The sequence below is a fragment of the Streptomyces herbicida genome, assembly GCF_032656585.1.
In the GTDB taxonomy this organism is placed as follows: domain Bacteria; phylum Actinomycetota; class Actinomycetes; order Streptomycetales; family Streptomycetaceae; genus Streptomyces; species Streptomyces herbicida.
The window spans coordinates 77,889-92,957 of sequence record NZ_JAUYWJ010000007.1 but is presented as its reverse complement, the minus strand read 5'-3'; the positions used below and the strand labels follow the sequence as shown (position 1 = coordinate 92,957).

At 68.7% G+C, this 15,069-nt stretch carries 7 protein-coding genes; 2 read left to right on the top strand and 5 right to left on the bottom strand.

Annotation, left to right across the window (positions count from 1 at the left end):
- Positions 1–85: 85 nt before the first annotated feature.
- The 3 genes from Q8A52_RS16525 to ngcE all read right to left on the bottom strand — a co-directional run bounded on the left by Q8A52_RS16525 (position 86) and on the right by ngcE (position 3,473).
- Positions 86–1,009 carry a carbohydrate ABC transporter permease gene (locus tag Q8A52_RS16525; protein ID WP_316752708.1) on the bottom strand — a complete coding sequence of 308 codons (924 nt, stop codon included), beginning with the start codon at positions 1,007–1,009 and terminating at the stop codon, positions 86–88.
- A 17-nt stretch (positions 1,010–1,026) separates the two neighbouring features.
- Complete coding sequence (locus tag Q8A52_RS16520; RefSeq protein ID WP_316752706.1) at positions 1,027–1,962, bottom strand: carbohydrate ABC transporter permease; 936 nt, start codon at positions 1,960–1,962, stop codon at positions 1,027–1,029.
- A 65-nt stretch (positions 1,963–2,027) separates the two neighbouring features.
- A complete protein-coding gene (ngcE, locus tag Q8A52_RS16515; RefSeq protein WP_316752704.1) occupies positions 2,028–3,473 on the bottom strand; it encodes an N-acetylglucosamine/diacetylchitobiose ABC transporter substrate-binding protein in 1,446 nt (481 codons plus the stop codon).
- 402 nt (positions 3,474–3,875) lie between these two features.
- Here ngcE and Q8A52_RS16510 point away from each other — a divergent pair, with 402 nt between their 5' ends.
- Positions 3,876–7,631 (top strand): GH92 family glycosyl hydrolase, encoded by a 3,756-nt coding sequence (locus Q8A52_RS16510; protein WP_316753235.1) that lies wholly within the window; start codon positions 3,876–3,878, stop codon positions 7,629–7,631.
- Between the two features lie 241 nt (positions 7,632–7,872).
- Here the strand turns inward: Q8A52_RS16510 and Q8A52_RS16505 are convergent, their stop codons facing one another.
- Both Q8A52_RS16505 and Q8A52_RS48925 read right to left on the bottom strand, forming a co-directional pair.
- The gene (locus tag Q8A52_RS16505; RefSeq protein ID WP_316752701.1) at positions 7,873–11,139 is read right to left on the bottom strand and encodes a GH92 family glycosyl hydrolase; all 3,267 of its coding nucleotides are present in this window, start codon (positions 11,137–11,139) and stop codon (positions 7,873–7,875) included.
- Between the two features lie 178 nt (positions 11,140–11,317).
- Positions 11,318–11,650, bottom strand: a complete 333-nt coding sequence (locus Q8A52_RS48925; RefSeq protein WP_332845895.1) for a hypothetical protein — start codon at positions 11,648–11,650, stop codon at positions 11,318–11,320.
- A gap of 549 nt (positions 11,651–12,199) precedes the next feature.
- On the opposite strand from Q8A52_RS48925, the gene Q8A52_RS16500 reads away from it, so the two are divergent.
- Positions 12,200–14,920 carry a SpoIIE family protein phosphatase gene (locus Q8A52_RS16500; protein WP_316752700.1) on the top strand — a complete coding sequence of 907 codons (2,721 nt, stop codon included), beginning with the start codon at positions 12,200–12,202 and terminating at the stop codon, positions 14,918–14,920.
- Positions 14,921–15,069: the final 149 nt, after the last annotated feature.

Here is a 15,069-nt window from a genome sequence, read left to right as displayed (position 1 = left end):
ACACGACCGCGCGCCGCCCCCGAACCCGGGAACGGCGCGCGTACGGACTGTTTCGGAGCGCTACGCCGAGCCCTCCGAACAGGCATTACTTCAGGGTCGCCGAGGTCAGTCCGGCCTGCACCTGACGCTGGAAGGACAGATACACGACCAGCATCGGGATCATCGCGATGGTGACGCCCGCGAAGAGAACGGGCAGGTCAGAGGCGTATCCCTGCTGTTGCTGCAGCTGGATGAGGCCCTGGGTGAGGACATAGCGCTCGGGGTCCGAGCCGCTCTGCGGCTGCATGAGGACCGTCGGCAGGATGAACTGGTTCCACTGGCCCAAAGTGTTGAAGATCCCAACGCTGATCAGGCCAGGCTTCGCCATCGGAAGCATCACCTGGAAGAAGGTCCGGGTGTGCGAGGCACCGTCCAGGATCGCCGCCTCGAAGACCGCCGTGGGCAGGGTCCGGAAGAAGGCGTGCATGAAGAACACCGTGAACGGCATCGAGTAGGCGATGTAGACCAGGATCAGACCCTGGTAGGTGTTCAGCATGTCCAGCCGTTTGACCATGAAGAACAGCGGGACCAGGGCCAGGAACACCGGGAACATCGCGCCGGCGACGAAGAAGTAGTAGAGGAGCCGGTTGCCCCAGAACTGGTAGCGGGCCAGGACGTACGCGGCCATCGAGCCGAAGAGCATCGTCAGCGGCACGCTGAACACCAGCACGATGACGGTGTTCAGGAAGTAGTCGCCGATGCCCTTGTTCCAGGCCCGGTGGAAGACGTCGAAGGACCAGTTGTGCGGCCAGCCGAAGGCCGAGCCGCCGATCTGGGCGTCGGTCTTGAAGGAGCTGAGCACCAGCCACAGCAGCGGCAGCACGATCAGCAGGGCCCACAGGGCGAGGAAGCCGTGCGAGAAGACGTTCAGGACGATGCCCTCGCCGCGCTGCTCGCCGGGGCGTTCGGAAACCTTGTCGGCGAACCGCTCGGCGGGAACGGCCTCGGTCTCCTTCGAAGGTGCGCTCATGTCGTCGTATCTCCCGCTCAGAACTCGACGCGCTCGCGGCGGGTGGCGCGCAGCATGACCACGGACAGGACCAGGGTGAGCACCAGCATGACCACGCCCATGGCGCAGGCGTAGCCGCTCTTCCCGAAGTATTGGAAGTTGCGCATCATCACCGTCGACATCACGTCGCTGTGGTGATCGGGGCCGCCGCCGTACGCGCCCATGTTCTGGGTCATGGAGGAAACCAGGACGAACATGTCCATCGCGACGATGCCCAGATAGACCCACGCGGTCTGCACGGTGTCCCACAGCAGGGGCAGGGTGATGCGGAAGAAGGACTGGTTGCGGCCCGCGCCGTCGATGAGGGCGGCCTCGTAGATGTCCTTCGGAATGGACTGCATGGCGGCCGAGAACAGCACCAGGTAGAAGCCGACGCCGTGCCAGACCACGGCGGCGATCAGCATCCACAGCACCAGGTTGGGCTCGTTGAGCCATTCCACGGGATTGTCGGTGTCGACCAGTCCGAGTTTGATCAGGAAGCCGTTGAGAAGGCCGCCGCCGTCACTGCGGTACACCGCGTTGAAGAGCACCGCGACGATCGCCAGCGACAGCACCTGCGGGAAGAAGTAGACGATTTTGTAGAACCGGGACCCTGCGACGCCCTGCACTCCGCCCGCCCTGCTGCGGCCGCCCGCGTTCACCATGAAGGCGAAGAACAGGGCGAGCAGGATGGTGATCACCGGGATGAAGATCAGGAACAGGATGTTGTGCCAGATGGCCTGCATGAAGACGTCGTCCTGGAACAGCGCCTTGTAGTTGTCCAGTCCGACGAACTTGAAGGTCTGCGACTGGCCCTTCCAGTCGGTCAGCGAATAGCCGAACGTCTGGATGTACGGCCAGATCACGAAGATCACATAAAGCGCCACGGGCACGAAGAGAAATCCCGCGACGAATCTGTACTGCCCTTTGCGCATTGGCCTTCCTGCTCCTGGTGTCCTCCCCCGGGCCGGATCGCTCCGGCCCGGGATACGGCGTGCGGTCAGTCCCGGTGGTTCTTCTTGGAGGCCGGGTCCTTCGCCTGCTTGTCGACCGCGGCCTGGCACCGCTTCAGCCACTCCTTCGGCTGGATGCGCTTGGCCATCAACTCGTTGGACGCGGCCTCGATGGCGGCGCCCATCTCGCTGTACCACTCCGTGTAGAGGTAACGGAAGGTGTTGTCACCGGCCGCCTTGGACGCCTCGACCGTGGACTGGGTGCCCGGCCGGAGCTTGACGCTGGGGTCGACGCCGTCCTTGAGGATGGTGAGCGAGTTGGCCTCCTTGGCGAACAGCGTCGACCACTCCTTGGAGAGCATGCGCCGCATGAACTCCTTCGCCCCGGCCAGGTTCTTGGCCTTCGCCGGGATGATGAAGGGCTCGCCGGAGCCGGCCCGGATCGCCTCGAACGGCAGCTTGCTGCCGGGCAGCAGCGGCATCGGCATGAACTTCATGTCGAAGTCCGCAGGCGTCTGCTTGAGCTGCTCGTTCTCCAGCCAGGAGCCGCAGGTGATGAAGGCGGCCTTGTACTGGTTCCAGCGGGTCTGGGACTCGGTGTGGGTCAGGCCGTTGGTGCCGGGCATCAGCAGGCCCTTTTCGACGACCTCATAGATCGCCTCGACACCGGCCTGCGCCGCGTCCGAGCCGACGAACGCCTTGGGGTCGAGGTTGTCGATCGCCTTCATCGCGTCCAGACCACCGGTCTTGGCGATCAGGTCCATGATGGCGACGTTGATGTAGTACGGGTACTTGCCCTGGTGGGCCAGGCCGCCGATGCCCTGCTTCTTGGCGTCCTGGCAGATGGTGAGGAAGTCCGCCCAGGTCTTGGGCTCCTCCCAGCCCTTCTCCTTGAAGAGCTTGCCGGAGTACCACAGACCCCACACGGTGTAGATGTAGTTGAGGGCGACGATCTTGCCCTCCTGCATGCCCGCGTCCAGGGTGCCGGGGATGATCATGTCCCGGACCTTCTTGCCCGGGTCGTCGACCGACGGCGCGTCGAGCACCGAGGCGAGGTCGAGCAGCTGGCCGTTCTTGTAGAGAACGTCGACCTTGATCTGCTGGGCGCCGGAGTCGTCCACGATGTCCGGCGGGTTGCCGGCGTTGAAGCGCGGCTGGAGCTTGCCCGTGATCTCCTGGGTGCCGGTATGGGTGGAGGTGATGCCGAGCTTCTTCTGGTAGTCCGCCTCCCACGCCTTGGCGTAGTCGTCGCCGTAACCACCCTTGAAGATGACGACGTCGAGCTTGCCGCCCTTCTTCACGCCGAACGGGTTCGACTTGGACGTCTTGCCCTGGTCGCCGCTGTCGTTGGAGCTGTCGCCGCCGCCGCTCGCGCAGGCGGACAGGAAGCCTGCCGTCGGAATGGTGAGCAGACCGAGTGCGGCGGACCGCTTGATCAGATCACGGCGGCCCACACCCTCGGCACCGTGGTTCGCTGCGGATTGGGATCCCATGCTCAAGTCCTCGCCTTCTCCAGGACTCAGGCGGTGAACCGGATCCTCCCCGGCACCGCGGTCGGGTAGCGCTGGGTCATGCAGGAAACGCCGACAGGTATAGTCCACTTCCGGCCGACGGAGCAAGATCGAACGCAAGGTTGGCCATGGGTCTTTTCCGAGTTGAGACCTCACGGAAATATGAGCCGCCTGTGACCGCACTGCCGGAAAAGTCCGCGACATAGGTCCCTGAATGCCACACCCAACACCCTTGACACCAAGGGCCACTTGGCCACCTACTGGATCCTGCGCACGAAGCTGACAACGTTGTCTGAAGTCCGCGCAGGGAGGGAACCCGTTTTGTTGCAGCGGAGAACTCGGCACAGATTCGGTACGGCGGCCGTGCTCACGGCCGCCTTCGTCATGGCGGTGGCCTCGCAGGGAGCCGCGGTCGCCCGGCCGGCGCAGGCGCCCGCCCAGGCAGCCGCCACCGACCGGGAGTTCGCATCCTCGTTCGAGGCTGACGACCCGGCGCCGGACTGGCTGAACACCGTCGATACGGGGCCGGACGGGAGCAAGCGTGCCTCGGGCGTCGACGGCGGCTACAGCACCGGCATCCCGGGCAATGTGACCGACCATGTCACCGATGTACGGGCGAGCGCCGAGAACACGGGCGCGGGCGAGGTGAAGGAGAACCTCGTCGACGGCGAACCGGGCACGAAATGGCTGGCCTTCGAGCCCACCGGCTGGGTCGAGTTCGACCTGGACAAACCCATCAAACTCATGACGTACGCCCTCACGTCGGCCAATGACTACGACGAGCGCGACCCGAAGGACTGGACCCTTCAGGGCTCCACGGACGGCAAGGACTGGGAGACCGTCGACACCCGCACCGGCGAGACCTTCTCCGAGCGGTTCCAGACCAAGTCGTACGACCTCGCCCAGCCGGCCGAGTACCGGCACTTCCGCCTCGACATCACGAAGAACAACGGCGCCTCCGGCATCGTGCAGCTCGCCGATGTCCAGTTCTCGACGGGCGGCGGCGGAGGCCCGGTCCCGCAGGACATGCTCTCCCTGGTCGATCGCGGCCCGAGCGGCTCGCCGACCGCCAAGGCCCGCGCGGGCTTCACCGGCACCCGGGCCCTGCGCTACGCCGGTCGGCACACGGCGGCCGGCCGGGGGTACTCGTACAACAGGGTCTTCGACGTGAACGTCACGGTCGGCCGGGACACACAGCTGGCGTACCGGATCTTCCCGTCGATGGCCGACGGCGACCGTGACTACGACGCCACGAACGTCTCCGTCGACCTGGCCTTCACCGACGGCACCTATCTGAGCGACCTCGGCGCGACCGACCAGCACGGCTTCCCGCTCTCGCCGCGGGGCCAGGGCGCGGCCAAGGCGCTGTACGTCAACCAGTGGAACAACGTGGCCTCACGCATCGGCTCGGTCGCCGCGGGCAGGACGGTCGACCGGATCCTGCTGGCCTACGACTCCCCGAGCGGTCCCGCCAAGTTCCGCGGCTGGATAGACGACGTGGCGATCCGGCCGGCCGCCCCGGAGCCGCCCAGGGCGCACCTGTCCGACTATGCGCTGACCACCCGCGGCACCAACTCCAGCGGCAGCTTCTCGCGCGGCAACAACTTCCCGGCGACCGCCCTGCCGCACGGCTTCAACTTCTGGACGCCGGCGACCAACGCGTCCTCGCTGAGCTGGCTCTACGAGTACGCGCGCGCCAACAACGACGCCAACCTGCCGACCATCCAGGCGTTCAGCGCCAGTCATGAACCCAGCCCCTGGATGGGCGACCGGCAGACCTTCCAGCTGATGCCGTCGGCCGCCGCCGGCGCCCCGGACACCGACCGCACGGCACGGGCGCTGGCCTTCCGGCACGAGAACGAGACGGCACGGCCGTACTACTACGGCGTACGGTTCGAGAACGGGCTCAAGGCCGAGATGACCCCGACCGACCACGCGGCCGCGCTGCGGTTCACCTACCCCGGCGACGACGCGAGCGTGCTCTTCGACAATGTCACCGAGCAGGCGGGCCTCACCCTGGACGAGGACCACGGGATCGTCACCGGCTACTCCGACGTGAAGTCGGGCCTGTCCACGGGCGCGACCCGGCTCTTCGTGTACGGGCAGTTCGACAAGCCGGTGACGGACGGCGGCTCCAGCGGTGTCAAGGGCTATCTGAGGTTCGACGCGGGCGCGGACCGCACTGTCACCCTGCGCCTGGCGACCTCGCTGATCAGCATCGACCAGGCGCAGGACAATCTGCGCCAGGAGATCCCCGACGGCACCCCCTTCGACACGGTGAAGGCACGCGCCCAGCGGACCTGGGACCGGCTGCTCGGCAAGGTCGAGGTCGAGGGCGCCACCGCGGACCAGCTGACCACGCTGTACTCCAGCATGTACCGGCTGTATCTGTACCCCAACTCCGGCTTCGAGAAGGTGGCCGGCAAGGACCAGTACGCCTCCCCGTTCTCCCCCATGCCGGGGCCGGACACGCCGACCCGCACCGGCGCCAAGATCGTGGACGGCCGGGTGTACGTCAACAACGGCTTCTGGGATACCTATCGGACGACCTGGCCGGCCTATTCTCTTCTGACGCCCAGTCAGGCGGGCGACATGGTCGACGGGTTCGTGCAGCAGTACAAGGACGGCGGCTGGACCTCCCGCTGGTCCTCCCCCGGCTACGCCGACCTGATGACCGGCACCTCCTCCGACGTCGCCTTCGCGGACGCATACGTCAAGGGCGTCCGCTTCGACGCGAAGGCGGCGTACGACGCGGCCCTGAAGAACGCCACCGTCGTCCCGCCGGCCTCGGGCGTGGGCCGCAAGGGCATGAGCACCTCGCCCTTCCTCGGCTACACCAGCACCGACACGCACGAGGGCCTGTCGTGGGCGATGGAGGGCTACGTCAACGACTACGGCATCGCCAAGATGGGCGAGGCCCTCTACCGGAGGACGGGCGCGAAGCACTACAAGGACGAGTCCGCGTACTTCCTCAACCGCGCCCAGGACTACGTCAACCTCTTCGACTCCAAGGCGGGCTTCTTCCAGGGCCGCGACGCCAAGGGCGACTGGCGCCTGGACTCGTCCAAGTACGACCCGCGCGTGTGGGGCTACGACTACACCGAGACCAACGGCTGGGGCTACGCCTTCACCGCCCCGCAGGACAGCCGCGGCCTCGCCAACCTCTACGGCGGCCGCGGCGCCCTGGGCGACAAGCTCGACGAGTACTTCTCCACCCCGGAGACCGCCTCCCCCGACTTCGTCGGCTCCTACGGCGGCGTCATCCACGAGATGACCGAGGCACGGGACGTGCGGATGGGCATGTACGGCCACTCCAACCAGGTCGCGCACCACGTGATCTACATGTACGACGCGGCCGGCCGGCCCTGGAAGGCCCAGCGGTACGTCCGCGAGGCGCTCTCCCGCCTCTACACGGGCAGCGAGATCGGACAGGGCTACCACGGCGACGAGGACAACGGCGAGCAGTCGGCCTGGTACCTCTTCTCCTCGCTCGGCCTCTACCCGCTGGTCATGGGCAGCGGTGAGTACGCCATCGGCTCCCCGCTGTTCACAAAGGCGACCGTGCACCTGGAGAACGGCCAGGACCTGGTGATCAGGGCACCGAGGAACAGCGCCAAGAACGTGTACGTACAGGGTCTTACCGTCAACGGCCATCCCTGGACGTCGACTTCGCTCCCCCACTCGCTGCTCGCCAAGGGCGGGGTGCTGGACTTCCACATGGGCTCCAAGTCCTCGACCTGGGGCACCGGCAAGAACGCGGCCCCGGTCTCCATCACCCGGAACGACGAGGTGCCCACGCCGCGCGCGGACGTGCTGAAGGGTGACGGCGCCCTGTTCGACAACACGTCGGCGACGGACGCCACGGTCACCTCGGCGGACCTGCCGGTGGGCGGCGCCGCCAAGGCCGTCCAGTACACGCTGACGTCCTCCGCGGACCGCGCCAAGGCGCCGACCGGCTGGACGCTGCAGGGCTCGGCGGACGGCACGACCTGGCAGACCCTGGACCGGCGCACCGGAGAATCGTTCGCCTGGGACCGGCAGACCCGGGCCTTCACGATCACCACACCGGGCTCGTACGCCAAGTACCGCCTGGTCCTCGACGGCGAGGCGACGCTGGCGGAGGTGGAGCTGCTGGCCTGACCCAACCCACGGTGAGACAGCCGGCCCGTGCAGGAGACGCAGGAAGCCCACCGGCTCCTCGCTGCATGGGCCGCTGGTCGTCCGCGGGCCGGACGAGGGCTACGGGTGGTGCCCCGCCGGAGTTCGGCAGCGACCTGCCGTTCCCCAAGCCCGATGAGGTCCGGGCCGTCGTGCTGTGCGAAGGGGCCGCCCCCGGAAGAACCGGGGGCGGCCTCTTGCGCCCGGGGTGACGGCAGGATGCTCAGCCCACCGCGAGCGTGAACACGTGCAGATCCGTGTCGTCCGGGAGTTTCACGCTCCTGATGGTCTTCCCGGACGGCGCCTCGAACGGCTTCGTCGCGAAGACGTAGGTCGCCACCGGGTCCTTGTCCGCGCCCGCGACATTGCGGTACGCGCTCTTGGCGACGACCTCGTTGCCGTACTGGACGGTTCCGCCGCCTCCGCCGACGGTCCAGTCGGTGAAGGAGAGGTCGACCGCGTCGGTGGTGCCGTCGGTGTAGGTGACGGTCGCCTTCGTCTGCTGGTTTCCGTTGACCCCGCTGCCGATGAAGGACAACTTGGCGGCCGGGGTGGGCAGTTCAACGGTCTGACCGGCCGCTGCGGCGTTGTCCGGGCGGCCCGTGGGCGAGCTCGGCCAGATGAAGGTGAGTCCGTCCACCGTGCCCTGCCTGCCGGGGATCAGACCCGCCGCCGCGAGCGCCTGACGGGAGTAGCTCCAGCCGCCGCCGTCGAAGTCGGCCTCGTCGTGGTCGCCCTCGTCGTCCGAAACGCCGGTGCTGTTGTAGGCGGCGAGGAGGGTGCCGGGGGCGGCCACGGTCAGGGCGACCGGCTGCTCGTACGAGGTGTCGCCCGAGGTCACGGTGACCTTGACGGAGTAGAAGCCCTGGCGGGCGCCGTCGGCCGCGGAGAGGGTGATCTCCTGCGAGCCGTCGGTGACCGTGCCGTCGGCGGGTGCGGCCGTGACACCGTCCGGGGTCTCGACGCGGAAGCGGACCTCGGGGCCGGCGCCGCCGCTCAGCGACAGGGCGCGGATGCCGAGCTCGGTGCTGCCGCCGGGCGCGACGGTCGCCGCGGTCGGGCCGACGCCGATCTGGTAAGGCTGCTCGCCCTCCCGGAAGGACGGGGGCGGGGCGGAGGTGCCCCAAGACCGGTTCGGGGTGGCGGAGAGCGTGTAGTCCAGACGGCCGCCGTCACGCACGAAGGAGTCCGGAAGCCAAGGCTGGTCACTGGTACGGCCGTTGACCTTCAGGGACTGGACGTAGGGGGCGTCGGCGCCCGCTCCCCTCGCGCGGATCGAGATGTCGTTCCCCTGCGGACGGCCGATCTCGATGCGCTCGAACAGCGGTGACGCGAGGACGAGTTCGGCGCGGGAGGGGACCTGGGGGTACATGCCGAGCGCGGAGAAGACGTACCAGGACGACATGGCGCCGAGGTCGTCGTTGCCGGGGATGCCGCCGGGCCGCGTCGACCAGAGCTGCTTCATCGCCGCGCGGACCGTTTCCTGCGTCTTGTACGCAGCACCCGCGTAGTCGTACAGGTAGGGGACGTTGAGGGAGGGCTCGTTGTCCAGCTCGGACTTGGCGCCACCGCTGCCGGTGAAGGCCCAGCTGCCGTCCGCGTTGTGGAAGAAGTCGTCGAGCCGGGCCAGCGCCTTGTCCGTGCCGCCCATCGCCGCGAACAGGCCGGCCGGGTTGTGCTGGACCATCCAGGTGTACTGGGCGGCCGTGCCCTCGACGAACCCGTTGCCGGTGTCCGGGGTGAAGCCGGTGACCCAGCTGCCGTCGGCCTTGCGGTTGGCGATGTATCCGCCCGTGGAGTCCGCGGCGATGTTGAAGTTGTTCTGCCACCACTGGGCGCGCCGGGCGAAGGCCGCCGCCGTGTCCTTCTCCCCCGCCGCCGCGGCGAGCCGGGAGAGTGAGAAGTCGGCGGTGGACATCTCCAGGGTCTCGGCCGCGCCGCCCCAGGCGTTGGACACGGACGGCATGTAGTGGTGGGCCAAGTACTTGTCCAGGGACGGGCGTTGGCCGACCGACAGCACCGGCTTGCCCGCGGCCGACAGGTCCTTGTCGGTCGGTACGGTCGCCGCCTTCACCAGCGAGTCCAGCGCGCCGCGCAGGTCGAAGCGGGTGCCGCCGAACGCGTGGATACCGGCCAGGGCGGTGGGCGACGGGTCGCCGTTCATGACGTGCGTGCCGCTCGCGCCGTGCAGCCAGCGGTCCCAGATGCCGCCGTTCTGCCGGGCGAGTTCGTACAGCGACTGGGCGATGTCGGAGCCGGTGCGCGGATCGAGGAGGGTGAGCAGCTGCACCTGGTCGCGGTAGACGTCCCAGCCGGAGAAGGTGCCGTACTGGGCCCGGTGACCGCCGCCCACCCGGTGCACCCTGTCGTCGCTGCCCCGGTATCTGCGGTCGGCGTCGCTGATGACGTTCGGGTGCAGCAGGGAGTGGTAGAGGGCGGTGTAGAAGGTGGTGCGGTCCGTGTCCGTGCCGCCGCCGACCCGTACGGCGCCCAGCCGGTGCCGCCAGGCGTGCCGGGCCGCGGCCTGGACCGACTCGAAGGAGCGGTACGACGGGTTCTCGGCCGAGAGGTTCGCCTCGGCGCCGGCCTGACTCACGTACGAGATACCGACCTTGACGTTCACCGGGCCGGTTCCGGGCGCGAACTCGACGTACCCGCCCGCGCCCTTGCCCGCGACGGGCCGCCCGCCGCCGGCGAAGCCGCCCGTGCCGCCGGAGGCCGTCGTGGATCCCGGGTCGAGCCGGTCGTCCTGCCAGGTGCCGGTGGACTTGAAGGCTCGGTCGAAGCGGGCGGTGAAGTAGAGGGTGTAGTAGGCGCGTCGGCCCTCCGTGTCCAGATAGCCACAGAAGTCGCCGGAGGTGACGGAGCCGGAGACCGTTCGGGTCGCGGGGTCGATCGTGACCGTCGAACCGGCCGACCCCACTTCGGAGTTGGCGGTGCGGACGAGCAGCGAGGCCGGCTTGTCCGCCGGGAAGGTGAAGCGGGCCGAGCCGGTGCGGGCGGTCGCGGTGAGGTCGGCCGTGACGCCGGAGGCGAGGCCCACCTTGTAGTGGCCGGGTTCGGCGGTCTCGTCCGCATGGCTGAAGTCGGAGGCGTAGACGGCGTCCTTGGTATCGCTCGCCGGGGACGAGGTGACCTCGCCCACGTACGGGAAGAGCGGGATGTCTCCGCTGCCGCCCGCACAGCCCGTGCCGGACATATGGGTGAGGCTGAAGCCGCGGATGCGGGTGGCGTCGTACTGGTAACCGCCGGGTGCGGCGGTGCGGGTGGCGTCGCCTCGGGTGTTCTCGGGGCTCCAGGAGAGCATGCCGAACGGCACGACGGCACCCGGGAAGACATTGCCGCCGTTCTTGGTGCCGATCAGCGGATCGACGTATGCGGTGGGGTCCTTGACGAGATCGGGGGGATCGGCGGTCGCCGCCAGGGCGGGGGTGCCGCCGCCCACCGCGAGTACCGCGGCGAGCAGCAGTGACGTGGGACGGAAACGCATGACGCGGCCCCTCCTCCTTCGGACGGGTCGCGCATCACAGGTCGCACAAGCCGCAGGGACAGTAACGCGCGTCGGCAGTACCACGGAAGACCGCGCGCACTGGCGCCGACGCACTCCGGGACCACCCTGTCGGGTGACCCCAAGTCGCTTGACATCGTTGTCGGTTGGGGCGGTAGAGTCATGTACAGACCGAGTAGACAACGTTGTCGCACATCACGGCGTCGACACAAGCCACGCTCCACCCGGGCGGGCCGCACCCCCTCGCCCGCCCGGCTCGCGGACCCGGTGTGCACCGCCACCGGGTCCGCCCAGAGCGACCGTACGCTGCCAGACCAGTGAATGATGTGGGGCCGGTCCTCCACGTCGTACCAGGTGAGCGGTCGGTCGGGTCGTAGCCGTCCTTGGTGACGTGAACATGGGACCAACCCGGGCGCGCCACCCGGGCGTTGCAGAAGAAGTCGACTGTCGCGCCCGAGGTGAGGCGGGTGCGGGACCGGTTGCTCCGCGGCAGGTCGAATCGGGTGGAGTCGGGGTTGCCGCCGCTGCACGGCTCACCGTCCGTCCGACCTGCTGGGCCCCCTTGCGGGCGAAATCAGGAAGAACACCCTGCCGCGGGAAGTCGAGTGCGGTAGTCGCGGGCGCCCCGGGGACCGGGGACCGGCCAAGAGGGGACCAGTCGAGATTGCCGTAGGCATGACAGCTTTGATTGCCGTAGGCATGACAGCTCTTCCTTCATCATGCGGAACACTCGACGGCCGTGCCGAACATGCGCGGATGTGCACCGAAGGGCGCGTGGTAGCGGGCCGGGACGGCGGGTTCCGGTCCGCCGAATGGGAGCGCTCCCGCCCACTCCCTCGTGAAGCCGGCGCGGACTGAGACGGCTGTGAACGCCCGATGCCGCAAGGGCGGGTGACCTCCCGGGAGGCGGGGGGTTTCCGGCAAAAAAGGCCACTTTCTGTGGGAAAGGAGGCGGCAGCGCCGTCCGTGAAGATGCGGTGACTCTGTCCCTACATTGGGCCGGGCCATAGCCAGGGGGAATTGCCGGTGCTACAAATGTCGCATGGCGGACCGATTCGCCCGGTTTCGACGCTTCTCATGGCGCTCGCTTGCCGGCAAGAGCCCGCGAAGCGTCGCCGGGCAGGTCTTCGTACTGCAGGTGACGCTGGTCGCGTTGCTGGTGATCGGTGCCGTCTTCGCCCTCGTCCTGCAGTCGGAGCGGGACACGAGCACGGAGGCCAAGCGCCGCTCCGTGGCCGTTGCACAGACATTCGCGCACTCCCCGGGCGTCCTGGAGGCGCTGAAGACCAAGCAACCGTCGAAGGTGCTCCAGCCGCTGACCGAGGCGGGACGGAAGGCGGCGGGCGTCGACTTCATTGTGGTCATGGACACGAAAGGCATCCGTTACACCCACCCCATGCCGGGCCGGATCGGCCATCGGTTCGTGGGAAGGATCGAGCCGTCGCTGGAAGGCAAGGTCTACACCGAGAGCGTTCACGGCCCGCTGGGTCATGAGGTGCAGGCGACGGTGCCCATCGAGAACGCCGACGGCAAGGTGGTCGCCCTCGTGTCCGCGGGGATGAAGGTCAAGAACGTGACCAGCGAGGTGAACCGGCAGCTGCCGATCATCCTCGCCGCCGGAACCGGTGCGCTCGTGGTGGCGACCGGCGGTACGGCACTGGTGGGCCGGCGGCTGCAGCGGCAGACCCACAGCCTGGCCCCGGCCGAGATGACCCGCATGTACGAGCACCACGACACGGTGCTGCACTCCGTACGGGAAGGAGTGCTGATCGTCGGTGAGGACGGGCGGTTGCTCCTCGCCAACGACGAGGCGAGACGGCTCCTCGAGCTGGCCCCGGACGTGGAGGGGTGGCACGTGTGGGAGCTCTCCGACCTCGAGCCCGACATGGTGGACCTGCTCGTCTCGGGGCGCGAGGCCACCGACGAGGTGCACTTCGCCGGGGAGCGGCTGCTCGCGGTCAACCAGCGGCCCACGGACCGCGACGGCGGCCCCAGGGGAACCGTGGTGACGCTCCGCGACTCCACCGAGCTCCAGGCGGTGTCCGGCCGCGCGGAGCTCGCTCGTGAGCGGCTCAAGCTGCTGTACGACGCGGGACTCAGCATCGGCACCACGCTCGACGTGCTCCAGACCGCCGACGAGCTGGCGCAGGTCGCCGTCCCCCGCTTCGCCGACTTCGTCACCGTGGACCTGGCGGACGCCGTCATCCACGGAGAGGAACCCGCCCCCACGGCGACCGACATGCGACGGGTCGCCGTGTGCGGCATCCGGGAGGACCATCCGCTCTACGAAAAGGGCCGGCTGATCGACTTTCTGCCCTCCACCCCCCAGGCACGCGGCTATGGCACCGGCCGCTCCGAGCTGGTGACGGACCTGTCGGGCGCACCGGAGTGGCGCGCACAGGACCCGGAGCGCGCCCGGGAGATCGTCGCCTACGGCATCCACTCACTCATCGCCGCACCGATCCAGGCCCGCGGCGTCGTGCTGGGCATGGCCAACTTCTGGCGTTCCAAACGGCACGAACCCTTCGACGACGAGGAGCTGTCGCTCGCGGAGGAACTGGTCGCCCGCGCCGCGGTGAGCATCGACAACGCCCGCCGGTACACCCGCGAGCACGCCCTGGCGGTCACTCTCCAGCGCAGCCTGCTGCCGCGGGCCCTGCCCGAGCTGAGCGCCCTGCAGGTCGGCTACCGCTACATCCCCGCCCAGTCGGGCGTGAGCGGTGACTGGTTCGATGTGATCCCGCTGCCGGGGAACCGGGTGGCGCTGGCCGTCGGCGACGTCGTCGGGCACGGTCTGCACGCCGCCGCGACGATGGGCCGGCTGCGGACCGCGGTGCACAACTTCTCCACCCTGGACCTGCCGCCGGACGAGCTGCTGAGCCACCTGGACGACCTGGTCGGCCGCATCGACCAGGACGAGGCGTGCGCGGAGGCGTCCGAGGTGGTGGGCGCCACCTGCCTGTACGCGATCTACGACCCCGTGAGCCGCCGCTGCGCCATGGCACGCGCGGGACACCTGGAGCCGGCGCTGGTCCATCCCGACGGCAGCGTCACCTTCCCCGACCTGCCTGCCGGGCCCCCGCTCGGCCTGGGCGGCATGCCCTTCCAGACGGCCGAGGTGGACGTCGCGGAGGGCACCCAGCTGGTTCTGTACACCGATGGCCTCATCGAGGACCGTACGCGCGATCTGGACGTGGGCATGGAACTGCTGCGCCAGGCGCTGTCGGGCCACCCCGACCGTCCTCCCGACGAGAGCTGCCGGGCGGTGGTGGAGGAGCTGTTGCCCGGGCGGCCCAAGGACGACGTCGCCCTGCTCATCGCGCGCACCCGGGCACTTCCGTCCGACCAGGTCGCCGACTGGGACGTGCCGCGCGATCCGGCCGCCGTGTCGGGGATGCGCAGCGCCGTCTCCGCGAAGCTGGACGAGTGGGATCTGTCCGAGCTCGGCTTCGGCATGGAACTCGTTCTGAGCGAACTGATCACCAACGCCATCCGCTACGGCTCCGAGTTCATCCATGTACGCCTGATCCGGGACCGCACGCTGACCTGCGAGGTGTCCGACGGCAGCAGCACCTCGCCGCATCTGCGGTACGCCGCGACGACCGACGAGGGAGGCCGGGGCCTGTTCCTGGTCTCCCAGATGGCCGAGCGCTGGGGCACCCGGTACACCCCGCAGGGCAAGGTGATCTGGGCCGAACTGGTCCCGCCGGATCCCGACGAGGTCGGTCTGCCGGACTTCCCGGACGACCTCTTCCCGGACTGATCCACGCCTTCCCGGACTGCCCCACGGCCGGCCTGGCACTCGACGACCCGCACTGGACGCCCCGCACTACGGTGAACGCAACGAGCGCCCCTGTGCGCGCGGGGCGCAATTCTGCACGCCGCCAGGGGATTTCGTGCGCCGGTTGAGCC